Source organism: Cohnella sp. GCM10027633, from assembly GCF_042675445.1.
GTDB lineage: Bacteria > Bacillota > Bacilli > Paenibacillales > Paenibacillaceae > Cohnella.
Genome location: NZ_JBHTGV010000002.1, coordinates 328,692 through 351,867 on the forward strand (window position 1 = coordinate 328,692; position 23,176 = coordinate 351,867).

The 23,176-nt window shown below is 57.6% G+C and carries 15 protein-coding genes; 14 read left to right on the plus strand and 1 reads right to left on the minus strand.

All coding sequences use genetic code 11. The features are described from left to right. The first annotated feature begins 14 nt into the window (after window positions 1-14). From ACFQZG_RS06045 to ACFQZG_RS06080, 8 genes are all read left to right on the plus strand, one after another. Complete coding sequence (locus ACFQZG_RS06045; protein WP_378151583.1) at window positions 15-884, plus strand: carbohydrate ABC transporter permease; 870 nt, start codon at window positions 15-17, stop codon at window positions 882-884. Continuing rightward, window positions 881-1,702 carry a carbohydrate ABC transporter permease gene (locus ACFQZG_RS06050; protein WP_378150660.1) on the plus strand — a complete coding sequence of 274 codons (822 nt, stop codon included), beginning with the start codon at window positions 881-883 and terminating at the stop codon, window positions 1,700-1,702. The genes ACFQZG_RS06045 and ACFQZG_RS06050 overlap by 4 nt, the downstream gene beginning before the upstream one ends. Beyond that, a complete protein-coding gene (locus tag ACFQZG_RS06055) occupies window positions 1,699-3,330 on the plus strand; it encodes a cellulase family glycosylhydrolase (RefSeq protein ID WP_378150661.1) in 1,632 nt (543 codons plus the stop codon). Before ACFQZG_RS06050 ends, ACFQZG_RS06055 begins: the two co-directional genes overlap by 4 nt. Before the next feature lie 811 nt (window positions 3,331-4,141). Beyond that, window positions 4,142-4,423 (plus strand): hypothetical protein, encoded by a 282-nt coding sequence (locus ACFQZG_RS06060; RefSeq protein WP_378150662.1) that lies wholly within the window; start codon window positions 4,142-4,144, stop codon window positions 4,421-4,423. Window positions 4,424-4,722: 299 nt separating this feature from the next. Beyond that, the gene (locus ACFQZG_RS06065) at window positions 4,723-5,646 is read left to right on the plus strand and encodes an ABC transporter permease (RefSeq protein ID WP_378150663.1); all 924 of its coding nucleotides are present in this window, start codon (window positions 4,723-4,725) and stop codon (window positions 5,644-5,646) included. A gap of 12 nt (window positions 5,647-5,658) precedes the next feature. After that, entirely contained in the window at window positions 5,659-6,552 is an 894-nt protein-coding gene (locus tag ACFQZG_RS06070; RefSeq protein ID WP_378150664.1) for a carbohydrate ABC transporter permease, read from the plus strand. Window positions 6,553-6,615: 63 nt separating this feature from the next. Next, window positions 6,616-8,220: an extracellular solute-binding protein gene (locus ACFQZG_RS06075; RefSeq protein ID WP_378150665.1), complete on the plus strand. Its 1,605-nt coding sequence runs from the start codon at window positions 6,616-6,618 to the stop codon at window positions 8,218-8,220. A gap of 158 nt (window positions 8,221-8,378) precedes the next feature. Then, the gene (locus ACFQZG_RS06080; RefSeq protein ID WP_378150666.1) at window positions 8,379-9,341 is read left to right on the plus strand and encodes a GNAT family N-acetyltransferase; all 963 of its coding nucleotides are present in this window, start codon (window positions 8,379-8,381) and stop codon (window positions 9,339-9,341) included. 408 nt (window positions 9,342-9,749) lie between these two features. Here the strand turns inward: ACFQZG_RS06080 and ACFQZG_RS06085 are convergent, their stop codons facing one another. Beyond that, a complete protein-coding gene (locus ACFQZG_RS06085) occupies window positions 9,750-12,032 on the minus strand; it encodes a helix-turn-helix domain-containing protein (RefSeq protein WP_378150667.1) in 2,283 nt (760 codons plus the stop codon). Between the two features lie 224 nt (window positions 12,033-12,256). On the opposite strand from ACFQZG_RS06085, the gene ACFQZG_RS06090 reads away from it, so the two are divergent. The 6 genes from ACFQZG_RS06090 to ACFQZG_RS06115 all read left to right on the plus strand — a co-directional run bounded on the left by ACFQZG_RS06090 (window position 12,257) and on the right by ACFQZG_RS06115 (window position 23,049). Beyond that, window positions 12,257-13,267: a Gfo/Idh/MocA family protein gene (locus ACFQZG_RS06090; RefSeq protein ID WP_378150668.1), complete on the plus strand. Its 1,011-nt coding sequence runs from the start codon at window positions 12,257-12,259 to the stop codon at window positions 13,265-13,267. Further along, a complete protein-coding gene (locus tag ACFQZG_RS06095; protein WP_378150669.1) occupies window positions 13,257-14,174 on the plus strand; it encodes a Gfo/Idh/MocA family oxidoreductase in 918 nt (305 codons plus the stop codon). Before ACFQZG_RS06090 ends, ACFQZG_RS06095 begins: the two co-directional genes overlap by 11 nt. 54 nt (window positions 14,175-14,228) lie before the next feature. Continuing rightward, window positions 14,229-15,122 (plus strand): ABC transporter permease, encoded by an 894-nt coding sequence (locus ACFQZG_RS06100; RefSeq protein WP_378150670.1) that lies wholly within the window; start codon window positions 14,229-14,231, stop codon window positions 15,120-15,122. A 17-nt stretch (window positions 15,123-15,139) separates the two neighbouring features. Beyond that, the gene (locus tag ACFQZG_RS06105; RefSeq protein ID WP_378151585.1) at window positions 15,140-16,006 is read left to right on the plus strand and encodes a carbohydrate ABC transporter permease; all 867 of its coding nucleotides are present in this window, start codon (window positions 15,140-15,142) and stop codon (window positions 16,004-16,006) included. An 84-nt stretch (window positions 16,007-16,090) separates the two neighbouring features. Next, window positions 16,091-17,665, plus strand: a complete 1,575-nt coding sequence (locus ACFQZG_RS06110) for an extracellular solute-binding protein (protein ID WP_378150671.1) — start codon at window positions 16,091-16,093, stop codon at window positions 17,663-17,665. Between the two features lie 77 nt (window positions 17,666-17,742). Further along, entirely contained in the window at window positions 17,743-23,049 is a 5,307-nt protein-coding gene (locus tag ACFQZG_RS06115; protein WP_378150672.1) for an S-layer homology domain-containing protein, read from the plus strand. Window positions 23,050-23,176: the final 127 nt, after the last annotated feature.

The following is a 23,176-nucleotide window of genomic DNA, read 5'->3' on the forward strand; positions in this document are numbered from 1 at the left end:
CGACGTCTAGACGCATGAAGCGGTCGGTCACGCTAATCGCCTTCGTATTCCCTGCGCTGTTGTTCTACGCCGTATTCACGCTCGCCCCCGCCGTCGGGGGCGCGTGGTACAGCTTAACAGACTGGAACGGACTGAATCCCGCCTATCGGATGGTGGGATTCTCCAATTACGCGGAGGCTTTTACGGAAGACCCTTTTTTCATTGATTCTATCTGGTTTACGCTGAAGTACGTCGTGTTCATGGTCGTGCTGCAGAACGTTCTGTCTCTCGCGCTGGCTGCGTTCGTCGAGTCACGAGGCAGAAGCAAGGCGCTGTTCCGTACGATCTTCTTCATGCCGAACATGATCAGCCTGATCATCGGCGGCTTCATGTGGATGTTCATCTTCACCAAGGTGCTGCCGGCGATCGCGGTCAAGACCGGGCTGCTCTTCTTGGACCAATCTTGGATCGGGGATCCGAAGTTCAGCTTCGTCTCGATTCTCGTGCTCTCGTTGTGGGGCGGGGTCGGCTACCTGATGGTCATCTACATCGCCGCCTTGCAGAACGTGCCGCAATCGTTGAAAGAAGCGGCGGCGATCGACGGAGCGAACGCTTCCCAAGTGTTCCGCAACGTGACGCTTCCGATGATATATCCCGCGCTGACGATCGGACTGTTCCTGACGCTGAACAGCTCGTTCAAAGTGTTCGAAGCCGTCTTCGCCTTGACCGGCGGAGGACCGGGCAGAGCGACCCAAGTCATCTCCATGAACATCTACGAGGAAGCGTTCTCCTTCAGCAACCGGTTCGGGTACGCGAGCGCCAAGGCGATGATTCTGTTCGCGATCGTGTTCCTGATCACCGTGGTGCAGTTGACGGTCATGAAGAGAAGGGAGATGGAGGCATGAGGCTCCGATCCATTCTCGTTCTCGTATTGCTCGCGCTCGGCGCCGCGTTCACGCTGTTCCCGATCGGGATGGGCGTGCTGAACTCGCTGAAGACCGAAGGCGACATGATGAACGATATTCTATCGATCCCGTCGAAGCTGGAATTCGCCAACTATGCGGACGCGTACGATAAAATCGCGTTCATGCGCAGTCTCGGCAACACGCTGACGGTGGCGGGGGTCGGCTTGTTCGGCATCATCGTATGCGCGTCGCTCGCCGGTTACAAGCTGTCCCGGACGCCGGGGAAGCTCAGCGCGCTGCTGTTCGGGGCGTTCGTCCTCTCGATGCTCATCCCATTCCACTCGATTATGATCTCGCTGACGATTATCGCGGACCGCCTGCACGTCCAGGGCTCTACGGTCGGGCTCGGGCTCATCTACGTCGGACTCGGCGTGCCGATGGCGATTTTCCTGTACCACGGCTTCGTCAAGAACATTCCTAGGGAGCTGGACGAAGCGGCGGTCATCGACGGCTGCGGAGAGGTGCGGCTATATGCGTCCGTCATCTTCCCGTTGCTGTTGCCGATTACGGCTACGGTGGCGATCTTGAACCTGCTGTGGATGTGGAACGATTTCTTGCTGCCGCTGTTGATGATTACGCGGATCGACGATTACACGCTGCTGCTCTCGACGAACATGCTGTTCGGGCAGTACGGCAACAACGACTGGTCGGCGATTCTGGCATCGCTCGTGCTGGCCATGCTGCCGGTCATTCTCTTCTACTTGCTCTTGCAAAAATATATTCTGAACGGCATCGCGGAAGGAGCGGTTAAAGGATGAGCGCGGAAGTACGGGGGTTCTTGAAGGCCGAAGGACGCAAGGTCCTGAACGAAGCGGGGCAAGAGGTGCTGCTTCGCGGCGTCGGCTTCGGCAGCTGGATGCTGCCGGAAGGCTACATGTGGAGACTCCCGAACGGGGGCGATCGGCCGCGCCGCATCGAGGCGATGATCCGCGAGCTGATCGGCGCGGAGAAGGCCGCGGCGTTCTGGGAGCTGTATTACGAACGCTACATCGCGGAAGCCGACATCGCGCGCATCGCGCAAGAAGGCTTCAACTCGGTTCGGCTGCCGCTTCATTGGCGGGTGCTGATGGAGGAGACGGAGCCGGCGACTTGGAAGGAAGCCGGCTGGAAGCTGCTCGAACAAGTCGTCGCATGGTGCCGCGAGCACCGCTTGTACGTCGTGATCGACCTGCACGGCGCGCCGGGCGGGCAGACCGGCACGAACATCGACGACTCGGAGCGGGATCTTCCCGAGCTGTTCGCGGAAGAGCGGAATCGCAGGCTGACGATCGCGCTCTGGCGCGAGCTGGCGAAGCGGTACAAGGACGAGTGGATCGTCGCCGGCTACGACCTGCTGAACGAACCGCTGCCGGATTGGTTCGCCCGGTATAATCCGCTCGTCATGCCGCTGTACCGGGACATCATCGCGGCGATCCGCTCGGAGGATTCGCGTCATATGATCATCTTGGAGGGCGCGCACTGGGCGACGGACTGGACGATCTTCTCCGGCGACAAGCCGGACGGCAACCTGATGCTGCAATTCCACAAGTATTGGAACGAACCGGATACCGAGAGCATCCGCAAGTTTCTGGACAAGCGGGACGAGTGGGACGTCCCGATCTACATGGGCGAAGGCGGCGAGAACAACAAGGATTGGTACGCCGGCGCGTTCCGGCTGTACGAGGATCACGATATCGCGTGGAACTTCTGGACGTGGAAGAAGATGGACACGGACAATTCGCCTTGCTCGATTCGCAAGCCGGAAGGCTGGGAGCTGCTCGTCCGTTACCTCGAAGGCGGCGAGAAGCCTTCGCCCGAGACGGCGGAGCGCGTGCTGCGGGACTACTTGGATGGGCTTCCGATCGAGGCATGCGATTATCATGCAGACGTTGTAGACGCATTGTTCCGTCGCCCGAACGCGCGCATTCCCGCGATTTTCTACGGGTACCGCGGAGAAGGGGACGGCTATGGCCGTAACGGCGCAGTCGGCGACCGGCGGGAGACGAAGGCGATCGGCTTCCGCGACGGGGACGGCACGGACATTCGGTTCGCGCTGGAACGGGAAGACGCCAAGCCGAACTTCCAGCACGGAGGCGGAGAGCCTTGGAAGGACGAAGACTGGATGTATGTCCGTCTGGAGCAAGGCGAGTGGTTGGCGTACGACTTCGAGAACGCGAGCACGAATCTCGTCTTGGCGGAGCTGCGGCTACGCGCGCCGGATGGCAGCGCAAGCCTCGTCGTCCGGATCGACGGCCATTCCTGCGAGCTCGCGGTCGGCGAGTCTTCGGAATGGACGACGGTAGGCGCCTGCGACCCTGTCGCGTTGCCCGCCGGCGGACATCGCATTCAAGTGTGCGCGGGGGCAGGCACGGTAGATCTGATGTGGTTGACGGTGAATCGTCGATAATAGAAGGCGAGCCCTGATCATTGCGATCAGGGTATTTTATTGGATTGCAACTGAGATAAATGAGATTGGAGGATATTCTCGAATGGTGACGAATTAGATTAGGAAAGGGATGTAAATTATTTCCTAAATCTCTGTGAGGATGGTTAGTCGCCGTGTTATTCTCATATCCGACTACGGATCATAAATTGCATGTCCCAGAAATCCTTCTTCATGGAACCACTAATATCGGGTTGATGCAAATTGCGGAACATGGTATTCAGACAAGGGGATTCAATTTGTTCGGAAAACAGAGACCCCCGACTTCATTGGATTTCGGCGAGGGTTTTTATACCTCATATCTAACGAAAACCGGACTACAGCAAGTAACGTCTCTAGCCGCGACTAGGGCAGCAGGGCTGCCAACGGCATCGCCCCGTGTCATACGTATACGAGTAAATCCGGATATCAACCACGATTCTACGCTACAATGCGTTTTTTCAAAGGCGATATAAGCACGTACGGTTTGGAATGGGCGAGATTCATTGTTCATCATCGCGTATTGAAAGATAAAGTGAATTGTACGAACGAGGTTTGCAACGGTCATCCGGACATAATGATCGGCCCTGTGGCGGACGGTCACGCAATCTCGGCATATGCAGAGGATGTTTATCGTGGGGAAATGAGCATAGAGGCGTTCTATGATGAGATTACGAAGGCGAAATGGTTTCCGGATTATAAGCAAGTTGTATTCGGAGATAAAGCTATAAAGTATCTGAGTTTTGTTTAATTATGGATATCATATGTGTATAATGTTGGTAAAGAGGTGAATGTAATGAGAAAGCACAATCGGCTGGAAGTTCAGAAAACGGCGGAATTGGTGAGAATAGAACTCGTGCAATTGTTGGCGAATTTGGGACAAAGCGTGGATCGGTCGCAGGCGTTGGCGAATGAAATCATCGGGGCTAGTACAAGTCATTTGAAATCTATTCTGGATATGCCTCAAGGTGGCTCATTGTCCCCATATGAACTTGCCGAGATGGTACTTGCTCAATATGTTCATCAGAGGCAAGGACATTTTAGTGAAGAATCCGCCGCTGCAATGGTATTTGCATAAACTCAGAACATTCCGGTTCCTATCATAGGAGCCGGTTTTTTTATTTTATTCAAGTACTCTTCATGCCCGAAATCGGCTCCAAGTCCATAAAAGTCACCTTAGTTCACTGTGAACAAAGCTGAAAAGTTCACCCGCGATCGAAGATTCACTTTCGAAAACGCTGGAATCTTCACGAGTGAACTGTATTTACACTACTTCACTCGGGGCCTATCCCCTATAGTTGGAATCAGCCCGCTAACGAGCCAATATACGGGATTGAACATCGAAGACGAAGAGAATAAGGAGGGGCTATCCACGCTATGACCCAGAGAAAAGGCATCATTCACGAGCTCGTCAAAAACCGCATTTTGTTCCTGATGCTGCTGCCGGTGCTCGCATACTTCTTCATTAATAACTACTTACCGATGATCGGCGTCTATTACGCCTTCGTGCAGTTCGACTTCACCAGCTCGCTCTTCCAGATGGACTTCGTGGGACTCAAAAACTTCGAGTTCCTATGGAAGTCCGGCAAGCTGACGGAGCTGACGTACAATACGATCGGTTACAACCTGGCCTTCATCGGGCTCGGCAACGTCATGGCGATCACGGTGGCGATTCTCGTCAGCGAGATCAAGAGCAAATGGTTCAAGAAAGTGTCACAGTCGGTGTTGTTCCTTCCGTACTTCGTATCCTTCGTTATTCTGAGCGTTATCGTGTTCAATATGTTCAACTACGAGCAAGGCGTGCTCAACACGGTGCTGAAGCAGCTCGGCGCCGAGCCGGTGGACGTGTACAGCCAACCGAAGCTCTGGATCGTCCTCATCGTCATCTTCTATCTATGGAAGAACTTCGGTTATAGCATGGTCATCTATCTGGCCTCGATTACAGGCATCAGCGAGGAATATTACGAGGCGGCCAAGATAGACGGCGCGAACAGTTTCCAGCGGGCGTGGCACATTACGGTGCCGATGCTGAAGAACACGTTCGTCATTCTGCTCCTGTTCTCGCTCGGCAGCATCATGAAGGGCCAATTCGACCTGTTCTATCAGATGGTCGGCAACAACGGCCTGCTGTACAGCACGACCGACATTATCGATACGTACGTCTACCGCTCGCTGAAGGTGACGTTCGACATGGGCATGGCGACCGCAGCCGGCGTCTATCAATCGATCTTCGGCTTCACGCTCATCATGGTCGTTAACACCATCATCCGCAGAGTAAACAAAGACTACGCGCTGTTCTAAGGGGGTACACCGATGAAGATCAAAGAAGACCGCTCGTCCAAATGGTTCCAAGCCATCGCCTACGTCATCGTAATCGTCGGCAGCGTCCTCTGCCTGCTGCCGTTCCTGCTCATCTTGTCGGCGTCGTTCTCCAGTAATGCTTCGATCGTTCAAGAGGGCTATAACATCATTCCGAAGGAGTTCTCGCTCGAAGGCTACGATCTGATCTTCCGCGTGCCCGACGAAGTGCTGCGGGCGTACGGGGTAACGACGCTCGTCACGATCGTCGGCACCGTTCTCGGCCTGTTCCTCATGACGATGGCCGGCTACGTCCTGCAACGCAAAGACTTCAAGTACCGGAACGTGTTCTCGTTCTTCATCTACTTCACGACGCTGTTCGGCGGCGGACTCGTTCCTTACTATATGCTCATCACGAACTACCTCGACTTCGCGAACAGCTACAAGGCGCTCATCTGGCCTTCGCTCATGACGCCGTTCCTGATCATCCTGATGCGCAGCTTTATCAACTCTTCGGTACCGGACGAGATCATCGAGTCTTCGAAAATCGACGGCGCGAACGATTTCCTCATCTATTACCGGATCGTGTTGCCTCTGGCGATTCCCGGACTCGCGACGATCGGCCTGTTCCTGGCGCTTCACTATTGGAACGACTGGTTCTCGTCCGCGATGTACATTAACGATAGCGCGAAATACCAGCTGCAATTCTACTTGTACAACATCATCAACACCTCGTCGTTCCTGACGAGCATCGGAGCCGGCGCCGGCGTCGTATTGTCGGAAGGCGTGCCTTCCGAGACGATGAAGATGTCCATGGCGATCGTCGTCACCGGACCGATCCTGTTCCTCTATCCGTTCGTTCAGCGCTATTTCGTCAAAGGGCTGACGATCGGAGCCGTCAAAGGTTAGTACCGGGCAAGTGCACATGTCCGGCTAACATAGATTATAATTATCTATCTAGGGAGGATTCACATGCTCAGATCAAAGAGAAAAACAGCAGGGGTAGCGCTATCGCTCGCATTGACCGCTTCGCTCTTCGCGGCTTGCAGCAGCAACAACAACGACAACGCAAGCAGCTCGAACGCGGCATCTCCGTCGGCTAAGCCTTCGGCTTCCGAATCCGCGTCGGCACCGGCTTCTTCCGAAGCGCCTGCCGGAATCGATACGTCCAAGAAAGTGAACCTGCAATTCTATATGCTCGGCAACGCGCCGAAGGATCTGCCGAAGATCCAAGACGAGATCAACAAGATGGCGCTCGAAGATCTGAACGCGACCGTGACGTTCAACTTCACGACGTGGACCGACTGGGATCAGAAGTACAAGCTGTTGCTCTCGACGGGCCAAGACGTCGACCTCATCTTCACGGCGGACTGGACGCAATACCAGCAATACGCGAAGAAGGGCGCGTTCCAACCGCTCGACGAACTGCTGCCTAAGGCGGCGCCTAAGCTGAACGAATTCGTGCCGCAAGACATGTGGGACGCCGTTCGGATCGACGGCAAGATCTTCACGGTTCCGGCGACGTACAAGGAGTACGTCACGAACGGCTTCGTATGGCGCGAAGACTTGCGCAAGAAGTACAACCTGCCGACGCCTGTGGACATTCCGACGTTCGAGCAATACCTCGACGGCATCAAGAAGAACGAACCGAGCATGCAACCGCTCGCGATCGGCTCCGACTTCAAGGGCGCGCTTAACGACGCGTTCCTGGACGTCTACCGCAAGAAAGTCGGTCCGCTGGCCTACGGCACGTTCGCGGGTTATGACACGCCGGGTCAAGTGACCTCGTATTGGGGCTCCGCGGAGCACCTCGAAGACCTGAAGCGCTTCAAGAGCTGGGCGGACAACGGCTATATCTCCAAGAACGAGCTGAACGAGAAGGAAACGAGCCAGACGAAGATCGTCAACGGCGTCGCCGCGGCGATGCTGGGCGACAACCCGACCCGCTACAACCAGACGATGGGCAACATGAAGTCGCTGCACCCGGATTGGGAGCTCGGCTATACGCCGTACGCGACGTCGACGGGCTACGCGACGCCGGTTCACCCGATCCACAACGGCTTCGCGATTCCGGTCAACAGCAAGAACGCGGAACGCGCATTGGCGTTCTTCGAGAAGATGATTACGGACAAACGCTATAACCAACTGACGCAGTACGGCATCGAAGGCACGAACTACACGGTGGACAACGGCTACTACAAAATGGTAGGAGACGCGAACACGAACGGCTTCCTTCGCGAAGGCATGCAAGGCTGGGCATGGCGGAACCCCGAGTTCATGCTGTTCGAGCCAAGCTACGACGGCGTCAAAGCGATCTTCGACCAACTCGACAAAGTCGCGAAACCGGACAAATTCACGGGCTTCGCGGAGGACTATACGGACTATCAAGCGGAAAGATCGGCTCTCGAGCAGGTCGAGAAGCAATACCTGTTCCCGATCATGGCCGGTCAAGTGAAAGACGTCGAAGCAGCGCTCGCGACGTTCATGGACAACGCGAAGAAAGCGGGCCTCGAGAAGATTCAAGCGGCTTACACGCAACAATGGCAAACGTATCTGACCGAGCAAGGCATTCAATAAGGTTCGTTCACTTCAGTTCGGTTCGGTGAAAGACCACCTTCGGGTGGTCTTTTTGCATGGTTCTTATGAGATACGAACAATCGTAAGATTTGCTTATATGCCGAATCGCCGGCATCCCTTACAGTAACGGTAGAGGCGGACGAGACGAGGAGGAGCCTATGGACATCGCGAGGTTGGAGGAGCGGCACTTGGGCGGCATACTGGCGTTATGGAATAAGGAGCTGTCGGACGCGTATCCGATGCGGGACAGGCTGCTGCGGCAGAACATCATGGAGGACCGCAATTGGCTACGGGAAGGTTCTTGGGTGGCGACGGAGTCGACGACCGGAACCGTCATCGGCTTCGTCGTCGCGAAGATCGGACGGGAGGAAGTCGAGGCGTTCGGATTGCCTGCTGGCGCAGGCTGGATCCATGCGTTGCTCGTCGATTCGGACGCGCGAGACGAAGGAATCGGCGGCGAGCTGCTCGGTCGGGCGGAGGCGGCGCTCCGCGAAGCCGGGGCAACGCGGGTTATGCTCGGTAACGACCTGCACCGGCGGCTGTTCCCGGGCGTTCCAGGCGAGCTCGCGGAGACGGCCGGCTGGTTCGAGCACAAAGGCTATGTGTTCCGGGAGCATGCGTACGACTTGATTCGCCGGTACGCCGACGACGAAGCTGTTGCCGTGCCGATCGTAACGGACGCTTCGTTCCGGCTTGCGACGCCGCAAGACCGGGAGGCGTTGACGGCGTTCATGGAGCGTTGCTTCCCCGGTACGTGGGCGTATCAGCATGCGGACTACTGGGAGCGGGGCGGTACGGGCAGGGAGTACGTCGTGCTGGAGAAGCAAGGGGACATCGTCGGCTTCTGCAGAATCAACGATGACGAATCCCCGCTGCTTGCGCAGAACGTGTACTGGGCGCCGCTGTTCGAGGAACGGCTGGGCGGCATCGGCCCGCTCGGCATCGACGAGGAGCAGCGCGGTCACCGCTACGGCATCTCGATCGTGCAGGCGGCGATCGCGACGCTGCACGGCCGAGGCGTCCGCCGCATGGTCATCGACACGACGCCGTTCGTCGACTTCTACGGCAAGCTCGGGTACGAGACGTGGCGGCGTTACGCGAAGTACGAGAAGCTGCAGTAAGGGCGAAGATGCAAGTTAGCGGCTGATCGTTGGCAGCAACCGGTGACCGCAACTCGCCGAGCGAGCGGAATGTATGTGGATTTTCATTTACAATTTCGGAAATGAGTCAGTTGGTGCGCGATGTATTCGGTTTTTCAGTTACATTATCGGAGATTGGTCATTCGGCGAGAAATGTGTTTGGTTATTCATATACATTCTCGAATATGGATCACCTGATTCAAGATATATTTGGTTTTTCAGTTATATCATTCACTGCGGGGCAGGATATCCAAAAAGACGCATAACAAAACCGTCAGGGATCGACGTCCCTGACGGTTTTGTTATGCGCACCGCCGCCGATCCGCCGGGACCGGCATTTCAACGTCGAGTCCGCCGCCGGCAGTATCGCAAGCTAGCATCTTCCCCTCGCTATTCCTCCCACTTGTTGTTGAGCCGCCGGAATTCGCTCGGCGTAATGCCGGTATGCTTCTTGAACACGCGGTTGAAGGAGGCGACCGTGTAATAGCCGACGAGAGAAGCGATCTCCTGGATCTTCAGGTCGGTCTCGCGCAGCATCTCCGTCGCTTTGTTCATCCGCGTGTGATAGATGTAGTCGCTGATGTTCTGCCCCGTCTTCTCCTTGAAGTAAGTGGACAGGTACGGCCCCGTGATGCCGAGCTTATGCGCGATCGCGTCGAGCGACAAGTCTTGGCCGTAGTTCGCCTCGACGTACTCCATGACGAACCGCGTCATGACGTCGGTCTCGGACTTCTTATCCCGGATCGCAGCCGCGGAGCGGGTCAAGAGCTCGCGAAGGAATGCCTTGTGCTGCTCGAGCGTGTGGCAGGCGGCCGGCTGGTCGTACGGAGAACCGCCGACCTCGGCGGCGCTGAACGGAATGTTGTGGGCGTACATGACCTTGACCGTGCGGTTCACGATGTCCCGGGTCAAGTCCTGGAATTGACGCGCCGTCGCGCCCGACTTATGCAGCCGGTCGAGCAGCTTGTCCGCGATCGCGATCGCGACCGTGTCCGAGCCCGAGCTCAGGTTGGCCATCAGCTCGTTGTCCTCGGACGGCGTCGGAATCATGAACGTCGGATGGGGCTTCCATTCCGCGACGACCTGGACGTCCTCGCCCAGCCCGCGCTGCCCGATCAGATCGAGCGCGTCCTGGTACGCTTCCGCGAAATCCGTGGAGTGCCGGCGCACGGGACTTGCCGCGATCGTGATATTGCAGTAGGACGAGTCGTTCTCCAGTATCCGCACCAATCGCGCCAGGCGATCCGAGTCGAACGCGCGGTGCTTCCCTTCCGGGAACACGATCGACAGCAACTGGTCCTTTTCCAGCTGAAGCGTCAACGCTTCGTCTCCGCCGTCCGCGAAGAACGACTCGATGAGCGCCTTGTACATGTTGAACGCGCGCCGGTGGTCGTTCGAGATTTCCGTATAGAAGCGGCTCTTGAACGCGAAGTCGAACAAGACCAGCTGGAACGGCTTGTCCTCGTCGGCCGCCGGCGGCAAGTTCAATCCCGTATTGTCGAGCTTCTTCAGGCGCGTCATGTAAGCGAATTGCTGGAGCAGCGAGTTCTTCGCTTGCAGATCCCGATGGAACTCCTGGTTCGATCGGGACAGATCGCTAAGTGCATGGGACAGCACGTTGAATTCCTTGATACGGCTGCCCGCGCCTTTGCGCTCGCGACCGGAGTGCGCGGACTGGACGGACTTCAGCATATTGGCGAGCGGGCTGTGGAAGCGCCGCGCGATTACGTACGATACCGCGAGGCTGATGAGCAGCGATACGGCCAGCAGCGCTACCATGATGACGTTCAACCGGTTGATCTGTTCCTTGAGCCCTTTGTCGGAGACGATGTCGACGTACGTGAAGCCGGTCTCCGCGCCGACGCGGTAGAAGTAGTACGTGTTGCCGACCTTCTCGTAGCCGCTCGAGGAGCCAGCTCGGAACGCGGGCGGAGCCGCGGTTTGTCCGGCCGAGGAGAACAGGACGCTGCCGTCCTTGTCGAGAATGACCAGGTCGCTTCCGGGCTCCGGTTGATGGAACGCATCGTAGATGGAGGAGCTTCTCAACAGCACGACGATTCCGAATCGATGATCGTACGAGCTCTTGATCAGAATCGGCATCAACTCGCCCAGCGGCTTTCGTTCGAAGGCGGTGTTCAACGAGAACAAGCGTGAAGGGTATACCTTGATGCTCTCGGTGCTCTCCAGCTGTGCGTTCCAGAAGTCGACCGTATAATCGGGAGTCGCATAGAACTTCGAGAACATCGTCTTCGCGTCGCGCGTACCGTCCTTGTCGATGATCAGTCCGGTGTCCTTGAAGAAGTAGATCATGTTGTCTATATAGAGGTAGGAATTGTTGAGCTCGTGCTGTAGCTCCTTCTGCGTCTGGATGACGATGTCGTAGCGTGCAAGCGGATCGCCGCTATTCAGCATCTGGGTGTCGTTGTCGAACAGGTAGCCGAGCATGAAATTGCGGATGAGCTTGATGTGCTTCTCGTAATTCGCGACCGTCGTGTTGAGGTTCAGGCCGCTGTTCTCGATAATTTCGTTTTTGATATTTTTACGAAAAAAAGAAATCGAGATCGCGTTGATCGACACGAGTAGCACGATGATGATCATGAAGCTGCAGAGCAGCGTGTAGAACAACGTCATCTGATTTTTGATCCGGTACGTAAGCCTCGCTAGCCATCCCATCGTTCCACCGCCCTTCCGCCGCTCTTCGAATATTATCGAGTATACCACGCGGCAACCGGCCGGACTCAATTGTCCGACGTTACTAAACTTATCACTTCTTACGATCCTTGCGAAAATCAAGCGAGAAAGCGAGAAATGCGAACAATCGAAAGATATCCTGATAGGCTCCCGCCGATGGCCCTGATAGTATGGGCACCAGACGAATACGAGGGAGCTGTCGCAGCATGAGCAACGTACACTACCGGGTTGCGGTCGTCGGAGGCGGAGGGATCGCCGAAGCGCACCTGGAGGCGATCGATCGATCGGAGCGCTTGACGGCGGTCGCGGTCGCCGACATCGCGACGGACCGCGCGAAGCGGCTCGGCGAACGGTTCGGCATCGCCAGCTATTCCGATTATCAAGACATGCTGGCGCGGGAGCGGCCGGACATCGCGGTCGTCACGCTTCCTCATTACCTTCATAAGGAAGCGGCCGTGTACGCGGCGCAGCTTGGCTGCCACGTCATGCTCGAGAAGCCGATGGCCATCGACGCGGACGAATGCGACGCCATCGTCGCCGCGGTCCGCGCCAATCGGGTCAAGCTGATGGTCGGGCATACGCAGCATTATTCGGATACGAACGCGCTGGCGAAGGAATGGATCGCCAGCGGGAGGCTCGGTCGCCTGGTCATGATCAACGACCGCCGTCACCTGCCGTACGACAAGCCGAGCCGGCCGGATTGGTTCTTCGAGAAGGCGAAGGCGGGCGGAGGCATACTGACGAACCTCGGCTCGCACACGATCGATAAGATTCAATGGTTGATCGACGGGACGGTGACGAAGGTGAAGGCGTCCGTCGATTACGCGCTCGGCAGGGGAGACGTCGAAGGCTCGGGCATCGCGTTCTTCGATACGGACGCCGGCATTCCGGCGACGATGTGCCTGTCGGGATATCCCGGCGCCGTCGTCGACGAGACGGAGCTTCTGTTCACGAGAGGAAGCATTCGGCTGCAGACCGGCGTCGGCTTGTGGGTAAGCGAGGGAGGCGAATACATGGAGCAGGCGGTACCGCCGCTGAGGGATCCCTTCCTCTTGCAATTCGAGGACCTGCTCCGCGCGATCGAAGACGACGCCGAGCCGGCCTGCTCCATGGCTTACTCCCGGAGCGTCGTCGCCGCGGTGCAGGGATTGTATCGCTCGCACGAGCTCGGACGGGAGATTCAGGTCGAGAGCGAGGCGGAGGGAAATGACCGTTAAGCCGCTGCGAATCGGCATGATCGGCACGGACAATTCGAGAATCGTGCATTTCGCCAAGTATATGAACGACGAGAGCGATCCGTGGCACGTTCCGGGCGCGAGGCTAGTCGCCGCTTGGCCGGGCGAGCCGTCGCCGGATTTCCCGATGAGCGTCGGGCGCATCGGCGGGTATACGGCGACGCTACGCGACCGGTACGGCGTCGCGATCGAGGAATCGATCGACGCGGTCGCCGGGCAATGCGACGCCTGGATGCTCGAAGCGGTGGACGGCCGCGTCCGGGAGACTTTGTTCGCGCGCATGCTGCCGTACCGGAAGCCGATCTTCATCGACAAGCCGTTCGCCTTGAGCACGGTCGCGGCTGCGTCGATGATCCGCCAAGCGAAGGCGCTCGGGACGAGCTTCATGAGCTGCTCCGCGCTCCGGTACGCCGACGCCTTAACGCGCGCCTTAAGCGAGGGAGACGAGATCTCGGGCGCCGACTTCTATGGACCGTTGTTGCTGGAGCCGACGCAGGAGGAGTACTTCTGGTACGGCATCCATGCGGCGGAGATGCTGTTCCGCGCGCTCGGCCCGGATTGCGACAGCGTGCGGGCGCTCCGCACCGACGATCACGACGTCGTCGTCGGCGTCTGGAACGACGGACGGATCGGCACGATCCGGGGCAACCGAACGGGCAACGAGACGTTCGGCGGCGCGCTGCACCGGACGAAGGGGACGACCGGGATGCAGGTCGCCGAGACGGACAAGCCGTTCTTGGCCAGCTTGACGGAGGCGGCTCTCGCGTTCTTCCGAGGCGAAGGCGGCATCGATCCGCGGGAGACGCTCGCGATCGTCCGCTTCCTCGAAGCGGCGAACGAGAGCTTGCGCGAGGGGAGAACAGTTCGCCTGTCCCACGCCGCGCTTTAAGCACGCCCGAATACGACTACACCAGCGACTGGAGGATAACGGATGGCGCATTTCATGAGCAAATGGAACCGAAGCAAATACTTACTCGTTCTCTTCATCCCGGCGTTTGCCTACTACATCATGTTCAAGTACGTTCCGATGTTCGGCATCCTGATTTCATTCAAAGATTACAACTCCTTCAAAGGCGTATGGGCAAGCGAATGGGTCGGACTGAAATATTACAGGATGTTTTTCGACAGTCCGGATTCCTTGAAGCTTATCAAAAACACGATATTGCTCGGCGTCTATAAAATCGTCTTCGCGTTCCCGGCTCCGATCGTGCTTGCACTCTTGCTTAACGAAGTGCGCCGGGCGATCGTCAAGAGGTTCGTTCAGACGGTCAGCTACTTGCCGCACTTCATCTCGAACGTCGTCGTCGTCAGCATGTTGTTCCTGTTCCTGTCCCCGTCGGGCGGACCGATCAACAACATCATCGAATGGCTCGGCTACGACGCGATCAACTTCATGCAGACCGACAGTTATTTCCGCACGATCTACATCTTATCGGAAATCTGGCAGCATATCGGCTGGGAGACGATCATCTATCTGGCCGCGCTTAGCGCGATCGACCCGCAGCTCTACGAAGCGGCGAGGGTGGACGGCGCCAACCGATGGCAGCAGTTACGCCGCATAACGATACCGGGCATCAGTTCGGCGATCATCATCCTGTTCATTCTGAACATCGGACACGTGCTGGACATCGGCTTCGAGAAAGTGCTCTTGATGTTGAATCCTTCTATCTATTCCACGGCCGACGTGTTGGGGACGTACGTGTTCCGTACCGGATTCCAAGCGGGCAACTATAGCTACGGTACGGCGATCGATCTGTTCACCAGCGCCATTAACCTCATGTTCTTGCTCGCCGCCAACTGGATTAGCCGCAGAGCGAGCGATACGAGCCTATTGTAGGAAAGGGGAGGATTACGATTAGACCCAAATTCGGCATCTTTGACGCGTTCCTGTATCTGATCCTGCTAGGCGTCGTCATATCCGCGCTATATCCGTTCATCTATATGTCCGCGGTTTCCTTGAGCGGAACGGTTCCCGTATTGAAAGGCGAAGTATTCCTGTGGCCCAAGGAATTCAACTGGAATACTTACGGAGCGGTATTCGATAATCCGTCGATCGGACGCGCATACCTCAACACGCTCCTCTATACGGTACTTGGCACGTCGATCTCGCTCCTCGTAACCGCAGCCGGTGCTTACGCGCTATCCAAGAAATACATGCTGTTCCAGCGAGGATTCATGATCATGATCATCATCACGCTGTTTTTCAGCGGCGGCTTGATCCCGACGTTCCTCGTCGTCAAGAGCTACGATCTGATGGATACGATCTGGGCAATGATCATTCCGACGGCGGTAAGCTCCTGGAACCTGATCGTCATGAGGACGTTCTTCATGGGCATGCCGCAAGAAGTCGAAGAGTCCGGCAAGATCGACGGGCTTACCGATTTCGGTATTTTCTTCCGGCTCGTGCTGCCGTTATCCAAAGCGATTCTCGCGACGATCGGTTTGTTCTACGGCGTCGCCATCTGGAACAACTTCTTCTCGGCGCTATTGTATCTGAGAGATTCCGATCTGTATCCGCTTCAGATCATCGTCCGGAACATGGTGCTGCAAGGGCAGAGCAGCGCCAACGGCGCAGGCAGCGTCGGCGGCGATAGCTTGATCGTCGACGAAGCATTGAAATACGCGACGATCATCATCACGACGGTGCCGATCCTCTTGGTCTACCCATTTGTGCAGAAGTATTTCGCGAAAGGCGCACTTATCGGGTCGGTCAAAGGTTAACATAGATGAATGAGGAATCACGGGCAACGGGAAGACGAGCAAATGGCAAGCCAAATTCGACGAGATCTGGAGAGTGGGGTAACGATGAAGAAAAAATCTACGGTACTACTAACGGCAGTCATGGGTATGAGCTTGGTGCTTGGCGCGTGTTCGAGCGGCAATAACGATAACGGGGCGAGCTCCTCGCCTTCGGCAAGCGGATCTCCGAGCGCGGAAGCAAGCGCGTCTCCTTCGGCGGAACCTTTACAAGAGCAAACGTTTACGTTCTTGAATTATAGCAACGCGAGCTGGCCTTACGACGTCAACTGGAAAGTATGGCAATATATCAAGGAAAAAACAGGCGTTACGCTGGACATTCAATTGCCGGCGGGCAACCTGTTGGAAGACGCGCTAAGCTTGACGATCGCGTCGGGCGACTTGCCGGATATCATGTGGAATCAAGTGAAAGCGACAGCGGACAAGTTCGGTCAACAAGGCGCGCTCGTCAACATTCTCGACTACGTGGATCAAATGCCTAACCTCAAAGCTTGGATGGAGAAGTATCCGACGGAGACGAACAACGTGCTGTCCTCCGACGGCAAAATGTATACGTTCCCGAACGCCGGATTGGGAGAATCGAACCGTCGCACGTGGATGTACCGCGAAGACGTATTCAAGAAGCATAATCTGAAGACGCCGGAAACGTGGGACGAGCTCTATGAAACGTTGAAACAATTGAAAGCGGAATATCCGGATAGCTATCCGCTGACGGTCCGTAACGGTCTTCGTTACTTCTTGGACTTCGGCGCAGGGTTCAACGTGTCGGCGGATGTCGAAGCGAGTAAAGCAAGCGTGATGTACGATAGCGCTTCTAGCACATGGAAATACGCGCCGATTCAAGAAGAGTACAAAACCATGCTCGGGTACTTCAACAAATTCTATAAAGAAGGCTTGATGCCGAAAGACTTCCTGACGATCGATACGAAAATGTGGCAGGACATCATCTCGACGAACCGCGCGTTCATTACGCTCGATTACATCGGACGCATCGACTTCTATAACACGGCAATGCGTAAAGACAACCCGGAGTTCACGATGAACTTCATGGCTCCTCCAGCCGGATGGGCAGGCGGTCCGCGCAAGAACGCATACACGCAAATCACGGAAGAAGGCTTCATGGTCGCTTCTACTTCGTCCAAAATCAATGAAATCATGAAATTCATGGACTTCTTCTACTCGGAAGACGGCAAAAACACGGTCAGCTGGGGGAAAGAAGGCGAGACGTACAGCAACGGCGCGTTCACGACGAAATACGCGGACATCGCGGACCTTCGCAAGCAAACGGGTCTGTCGACGGACGGTACGTACACGTGGTTCGACTTCGACGCTCACATCTCCGTATCTTCGCCGGAGCTGAAAGCCGCTTACGAGCAAGCGCCGAACTACGACAGCGACAAGAAAATCATCCTGGCGTTCACGCCGGAAGAACAACAAACGCTTAGCACGAAGGGCGACGCCCTGAACGCCAATCGGGATGAAAACCTGTCCAAGTTCATTATGGGCACGCGCAGCTTCGACGAATGGAACAGCTTCATCGAAGAGCAGAAGAAACTCGGCTATGAAGAAATCGTTGCGATCTTCAAGGCGGCGCATGACCGCGCGATCGCGGCAACCAAGTAATCGTTATTAACGACAAGCCCCGTCATCCCGCATGCACGGGGCTTGTTCTATCCCATCGGAAGAAAGGGAGTATGATCGTGCTCGGTATATCGATTCGCAAGCGGATTTCCGTCCTTATGGCCTTTCTCTTGCTCGCAAGCGGCTTCCAATGGTTCGTTCCCGCCGATTATGTAAGCGTCGCCAACGCCTCCGTTCCTACGTTCGACATCTCGACGCAGCTGAACAACATGGATTCGGCGACGAATACGACGGGGGACGTTACCGGCACGGCGGGGCTCGCCGTCGTCGCGAACACGACCGCGCAGGACCCGGACATGCTGTACATCAAGGAAGGTACCGGCTCCAAGAAGTGGTTGCTCGCGTTCAACAACGGCGCGGACGTCCGGGGACGCGCGCTGTTGTTCCCGAAGCTGTCCCCGGGCATCGACATGAGCCAATATACGACGATGAAAATCTGGGCCTACAGCATGAAAGCAAGAGCGACCGCCGAGCCGATCGGCATTCGGTTCTACGTGGGCGCCGATACGTCCAACTATTATTACTACCGTCTTCCGCTCGATTGGACAGGTTGGAAGGAGATCGTCGTTCCTCTGGACGTCGTCAAGACGCAGAAGGTCGGCGCGCCGCCGGAATTCAAGGCGCTGAACCAGATCTGGTTCGACCCGGCTCCGACGGGCAGCCCGGGGTTCGACCAAGGCGAGATCGTGTATCTGGACGACTGGCGATTAACGTCGACGGCGGAGGCGCATCCGGCCGTCGCGAACAAGCCGTCGGGTCAATATACGAACAAAGTCGTCGTCTCGTTGTCGACGCTGTCCAAGCCATCCGCGCTGACGAGCGTCTACTATCAGAGAGAGGGCGTGGACGCCGGTTATCAGTTGTATGCCGCTCCGCTCACGCTGACGGAAGACACGCTATTAAAGACGAAAGCTTCGGTGAACGGCGTCGATAGCGAGGAGAGCAGCTATGCGTACACGATCGTGTACGCCGACTTCGTCGAGGACGCGGTCGCGAGTCCGCCGGCGGGCATTTACGCGGAGCCGCGAACGGTGACGCTGACTTCGGCGACCGAGGGCGCTTCGATCTCTTATAAAGTCGAGGGCGTCGACGCGGACTTCAAGCCGTATACCGGGGCGATTCCGGTCGGACATTCGCAGACGATCACGACGAAGGCCGAGTTCGAGGGCAAGACGAGCGAAGTGAAGTCGTATGCCTACGAGATCGACCTGTCGGGCAGCGGCAGCTTACCGATCGGCGACATGGAGAACTTCGCGGGCTGGACGAACACGACGGCCGTCTCGGCTCCGGTCGTCCTTGGGCAGAAGTCCGGGCAGTGGACGGATCCGTCGGCTCCGATTAACGCGACGGGGTTCTCCGCGCCGTGGACGAACTACGACCAGATCGAATTCTGGCTGTACTCGGACCGGGCGTCGAACAAGAAGGTGTATTTTATCCTCGAGTGCAACATCCCGGATCCGGGCTTCGACTACTTCATGACCTCGTTCTTCGTCGATTGGACGGGCTGGAAGAAGATCGAGCTGCCGTTCAACAAGTTCCTGAACAGCACGGGATTGGCGAACTTCGCGAACTTCCACCAGCTGATCATTCATCCGAAGTGGTACGACTCCGACCCGGCGTCGAGCCCGACCGATAAGCTAATCTTCGACGGAATGGCGCTTGCGAAGAACGCGATCGAGCCGTCGATCAAGGAGATTTCGAAGAGCGCGCTGCCCGGCAGCACGGAGCACTACGCGTTCTCGCTGAAGAATATCGGCGGCGTCGACACGGCATACGAGATCGTGCCGAAGACGACGTTAGGAGCGGGATATGACGTCACGTACGCGGCTACGACGCCCGTCGTGGCGTACGGCGCATCGACCGACGTCGACATCCAAGTACAGGTTCCCGCCTCGGCGCAAGCAGGGGAGAAGAAACAAGCGACGTATATCGTCAGACCGCTTCAAGGAGGCAAAGAACTCATCATGACGTTTAACCTGGAGATCGGGACGCCTAGGCCGGCGACGAAGTCCCATCCGTATATCATGACGACTTCGTCCGGGCTGGACGAAGCGAAAGCCAAGATCGAGTCGTACGATTGGGCGGCGGACTATCTCGACGCGATCAAGCTCAAGGCCGACCAATGGGCGGACAAGACGATTTATTATCCGACGAAGCCGGCGGGACAGACGACGTGGTTCGTCTGCGGAGACGTGCCGCTCGTCTACGATTACGACAGTCCGAACCGGCATTTGTGCCCGACCGACGGCTCGTACGTCACGGGCGACCAGGTGGACGCCGGCTGGCGATTCACGACGCATACGCTCAATACGGAAGCGGCCCGCAATCTCGCGATCGTGTACGCGCTGACCGGCGAAGAGAAGTACGCGCGGAAGGCGAAGGAAATTCTCGTTCGATACGCGGAATTGTACCCAAGCTATCCGATTCAGGCGCAGTACGGCAAGCTGTTCTATCAGACGCTCGACGAGGCGGTTCAGATGATTCAGCTCGTGCAGGCTTACGATCTGATCGAGCCGAGTGGACTGCTGAGCGCGGCGGAGAAGCATAGCGTCGAGCAGAACCTGTTCGCCGCGTCGGCGAAGACGCTGCAAGGCTACGACGTCGGCAAGTCGAACTGGCAGACGTGGCATAACGCGGCGATCGGCGCGATCGGCGCCGCGTTGGAAGACCGGACGCTGATGGAATTCTCGGTGTCGGGCCGCAGCGGCTTTACGTACCAGATGAACAACAGCGTACTGTCCGACGGCTTCTGGTACGAAGGCGCGATCGGCTACCACTTCTACGCGCAATCGGCGCTGTTCTTCCATGCTCAGTCGCTCAAGAACATGGGGTACGACCTGTTCGCCAACCCGAACTTCAAGAAGACGTTCGACGCGACGCTGCAATACGCGTTCCCGGATCTTGGCATCATCAACAGCAACGACTCCGGCAAGTATCCGACGAACCTCGGCGCGCCGGGCCGCGTCGTGCCGATGGATTACGAGGCGGTGTACGCGCAGTACGCGGATCCGGTCTACGGCGCGCTGTTGAATCAGCTGTACAACGTGAAGGAGCGGGTTCGCGGCGGGTTCGTCGTGCCGGGCAACGCGTCGTCGGGCATCGCGGGCGAGCAGGCGGTGTTCTACGGCGCGTCGAACGTGCCGACGTCGGGGGCGCTGCCGTCGGAGAGCCATAACTTCACGGGACTCGGGCATTCCGTAATCCGTGCGGGCGAAGGCGCGAATCAGCTATACGCGCTCGTCGATTACGGCTTGCACGGCGGGTACCACGGACATCCGGACAAGATGCATCTGGAGATTTTCGGGAAAGGGGAACGGTTGGCTCCGGATCTCGGCATTCCGCCTTACAGCAATTCGATGTATACGTCCTACTATAAGAAGACGTTCTCGCATAACACGGTCGCCGTCGACGGGGATACGCAGGCGATACCGACGACGAGCGGCGCGGAGAGCTACGAGCCGACGAAGCTGTTCTTGCAGTCGGATTCAATCGGCATCATGACGAATGCGTCGGTTAAGGCGTACGCGAACATGGACCGTTACGAGAGAACGGTGGCGGTGACGCCGGATTACGCGATCGACTTGTTCTCGGTCGCTTCGTCGGCATCGCGCCAATACGATTGGATCATGCACGGCATCGGCGAGTTCACGTCCGGCACCGAGCTGTCTCCGTTCGCCGGACCGCTCGGCGACAAGGACGCGTATTCGTTCTTCCGGAACGGGGAGCAGGCCGCGTTGACCGGCGCTTGGGAAGGCGCTTGGCGAACGCCGAACGGCAACGGGTTGAAGCTGTTCAGCTTGACGTCGTCGGCAGAGAATCCGTCCACGATGATCGTCGGCGAATCTCCGGGACCTGGCAACGACACGACGGCGTATACGCCGACCGTTGTCAACCGCGTCGTGGGCAATAGCGCCCGGTTCGTAAGCGTGCTCGAGCCGTTCAAGGGCGAGAGCAAGGTGTCGGCCGTTCGCCGGGTAGGCGACGACCGCGTCGAAGTGAAGCTGAAGGACGGCCGCACGGAGGCATTCCAGTTCAATGGCGGGACGGAGACGGCGGGGCAGCTGCAATACGGCTTCGTCAGCGGCGAAGACTTCGACGCGGAGGAAGCGGCGTTCACGGTCGCGCTGGAAGGCGGCGAGGCGAGCATCGCGTTCAACGAGCCGAGAGGTTGGGCGACCGCGACGGCGGTGCTGTATGCGCCGGGTGCGACCAAGGTTACTTGGAACGGCGAAGAGGTTCCGTTTACGTCGGACAACGGCTTCGTGATGGCGAGCGTAAGCAAGACGCCGGATCCGGACCCGGGTAACGGGAATGGTAACGGGAATGGTAACGGTAATGGTAACGGTAATGGTAATGGTAATGGTAATGGTAATGGTAATGGCAACGGCAACGCGCCGGTCATCGAGCCAAGCCGCAAGGAGCAGCAAGTACAGCCGAACGCATCGGCACAGCTTGAGCTTGGCGACGCGTTCGCGCTAGTCGTCCCTGCCGGAGCAACGAGCGGGTCGGTGAAATACGAGATCGAGAGACTCGCGAACGCGAGCGGTCTGTTCGGAGAGGGCAGAGGGGCAGACGCCGCCTTGAGCGAAGTGTACGAGGTGCTCAAGGACGTGCCGGGACTGTTCCAGGTGCCGATCACGCTGCGGTTCAAGTTCGACGCGTCGAAGCTGAAGCCGGGACAAGTACCGGTTGTCCATTACTTCGACGAGCTGAAGCGCGTATGGGTGAAGATGGGCGGCACGGTTAACGGCGACACGATTGAAGTAACGTCTAACCACCTGACCAAGTTCGCCGTGCTCGCGGTCGAGGCGCAACCGGAAGCGCAAGCCGGATTCGCGGACACCGCCCGCCATTGGGCGGCGAAGGAGATCAAAGCGGCACGGAAGGCTGGCTTCGCGAGCGGCTATCCGGACGGCACGTTCAAGCCTGATGCGCCGGTGACGCGGCAAGAATTCGTCGTCATGCTGGCGAACGCGCTGAAGGCGGAAGGCAAGCCTGCGACGACGGCGTTCGCTGACGGCGATAAGATCGGCGATTGGGCGAAGGCGTCCGTCGCGTGGGCCGTCTCGGAAGGCATCGTGCGAGGTTATGAGGACGGCAGCTTCCGTCCGGGCAACCGTCTGACGCGGGCGGAACTCGCGACGCTGATCGCCGGACTGGCCGGCGACGCGCCTGCCGTAAGCGGAGCCGCAAGCTTCAAGGACGCATTGGCGATTCCGGATTGGGCGCTGGCCGCCGCGGCGAAGCTGCAGGCGATCGGTGGTCTCATGATGGGCCGCGTCGATGGCACCTTCGCGCCGCTGGACACGGTCACGCGGGCAGAGGCAATTACGGTTATCGTGCGATTAGTAGAACATAGAGCGTAGTACGCATAGACGAAGCGGCGCGAGGGAGCGATCCCCGCGCCGCTTTTTGTTATCGCGGGAGGATTAGCGTGGCGCATATCTCCTCGCAGCATCTCCTCCCACACCGTACTTCCATCAAGTCAACATA

Excerpts from the sequence above, each read along its gene's own strand:
- ACFQZG_RS06045 (WP_378151583.1), top strand. The coding sequence starts at position 15 with ATGAAGCGGTCGGTCACGCTAATCGCCTTCGTATTCCCTGCGCTGTTG.
- ACFQZG_RS06050 (WP_378150660.1), top strand. The coding sequence starts at position 881 with ATGAGGCTCCGATCCATTCTCGTTCTCGTATTGCTCGCGCTCGGCGCC.
- ACFQZG_RS06055 (WP_378150661.1), top strand. The coding sequence starts at position 1,699 with ATGAGCGCGGAAGTACGGGGGTTCTTGAAGGCCGAAGGACGCAAGGTC.
- ACFQZG_RS06060 (WP_378150662.1), top strand. The coding sequence starts at position 4,142 with ATGAGAAAGCACAATCGGCTGGAAGTTCAGAAAACGGCGGAATTGGTG.
- ACFQZG_RS06065 (WP_378150663.1), top strand. The coding sequence starts at position 4,723 with ATGACCCAGAGAAAAGGCATCATTCACGAGCTCGTCAAAAACCGCATT.
- ACFQZG_RS06070 (WP_378150664.1), top strand. The coding sequence starts at position 5,659 with ATGAAGATCAAAGAAGACCGCTCGTCCAAATGGTTCCAAGCCATCGCC.
- ACFQZG_RS06075 (WP_378150665.1), top strand. The coding sequence starts at position 6,616 with ATGCTCAGATCAAAGAGAAAAACAGCAGGGGTAGCGCTATCGCTCGCA.
- ACFQZG_RS06080 (WP_378150666.1), top strand. The coding sequence starts at position 8,379 with ATGGACATCGCGAGGTTGGAGGAGCGGCACTTGGGCGGCATACTGGCG.
- ACFQZG_RS06085 (WP_378150667.1), bottom strand. The coding sequence starts at position 12,032 with ATGGGATGGCTAGCGAGGCTTACGTACCGGATCAAAAATCAGATGACG.
- ACFQZG_RS06090 (WP_378150668.1), top strand. The coding sequence starts at position 12,257 with ATGAGCAACGTACACTACCGGGTTGCGGTCGTCGGAGGCGGAGGGATC.
- ACFQZG_RS06095 (WP_378150669.1), top strand. The coding sequence starts at position 13,257 with ATGACCGTTAAGCCGCTGCGAATCGGCATGATCGGCACGGACAATTCG.
- ACFQZG_RS06100 (WP_378150670.1), top strand. The coding sequence starts at position 14,229 with ATGAGCAAATGGAACCGAAGCAAATACTTACTCGTTCTCTTCATCCCG.
- ACFQZG_RS06110 (WP_378150671.1), top strand. The coding sequence starts at position 16,091 with ATGAAGAAAAAATCTACGGTACTACTAACGGCAGTCATGGGTATGAGC.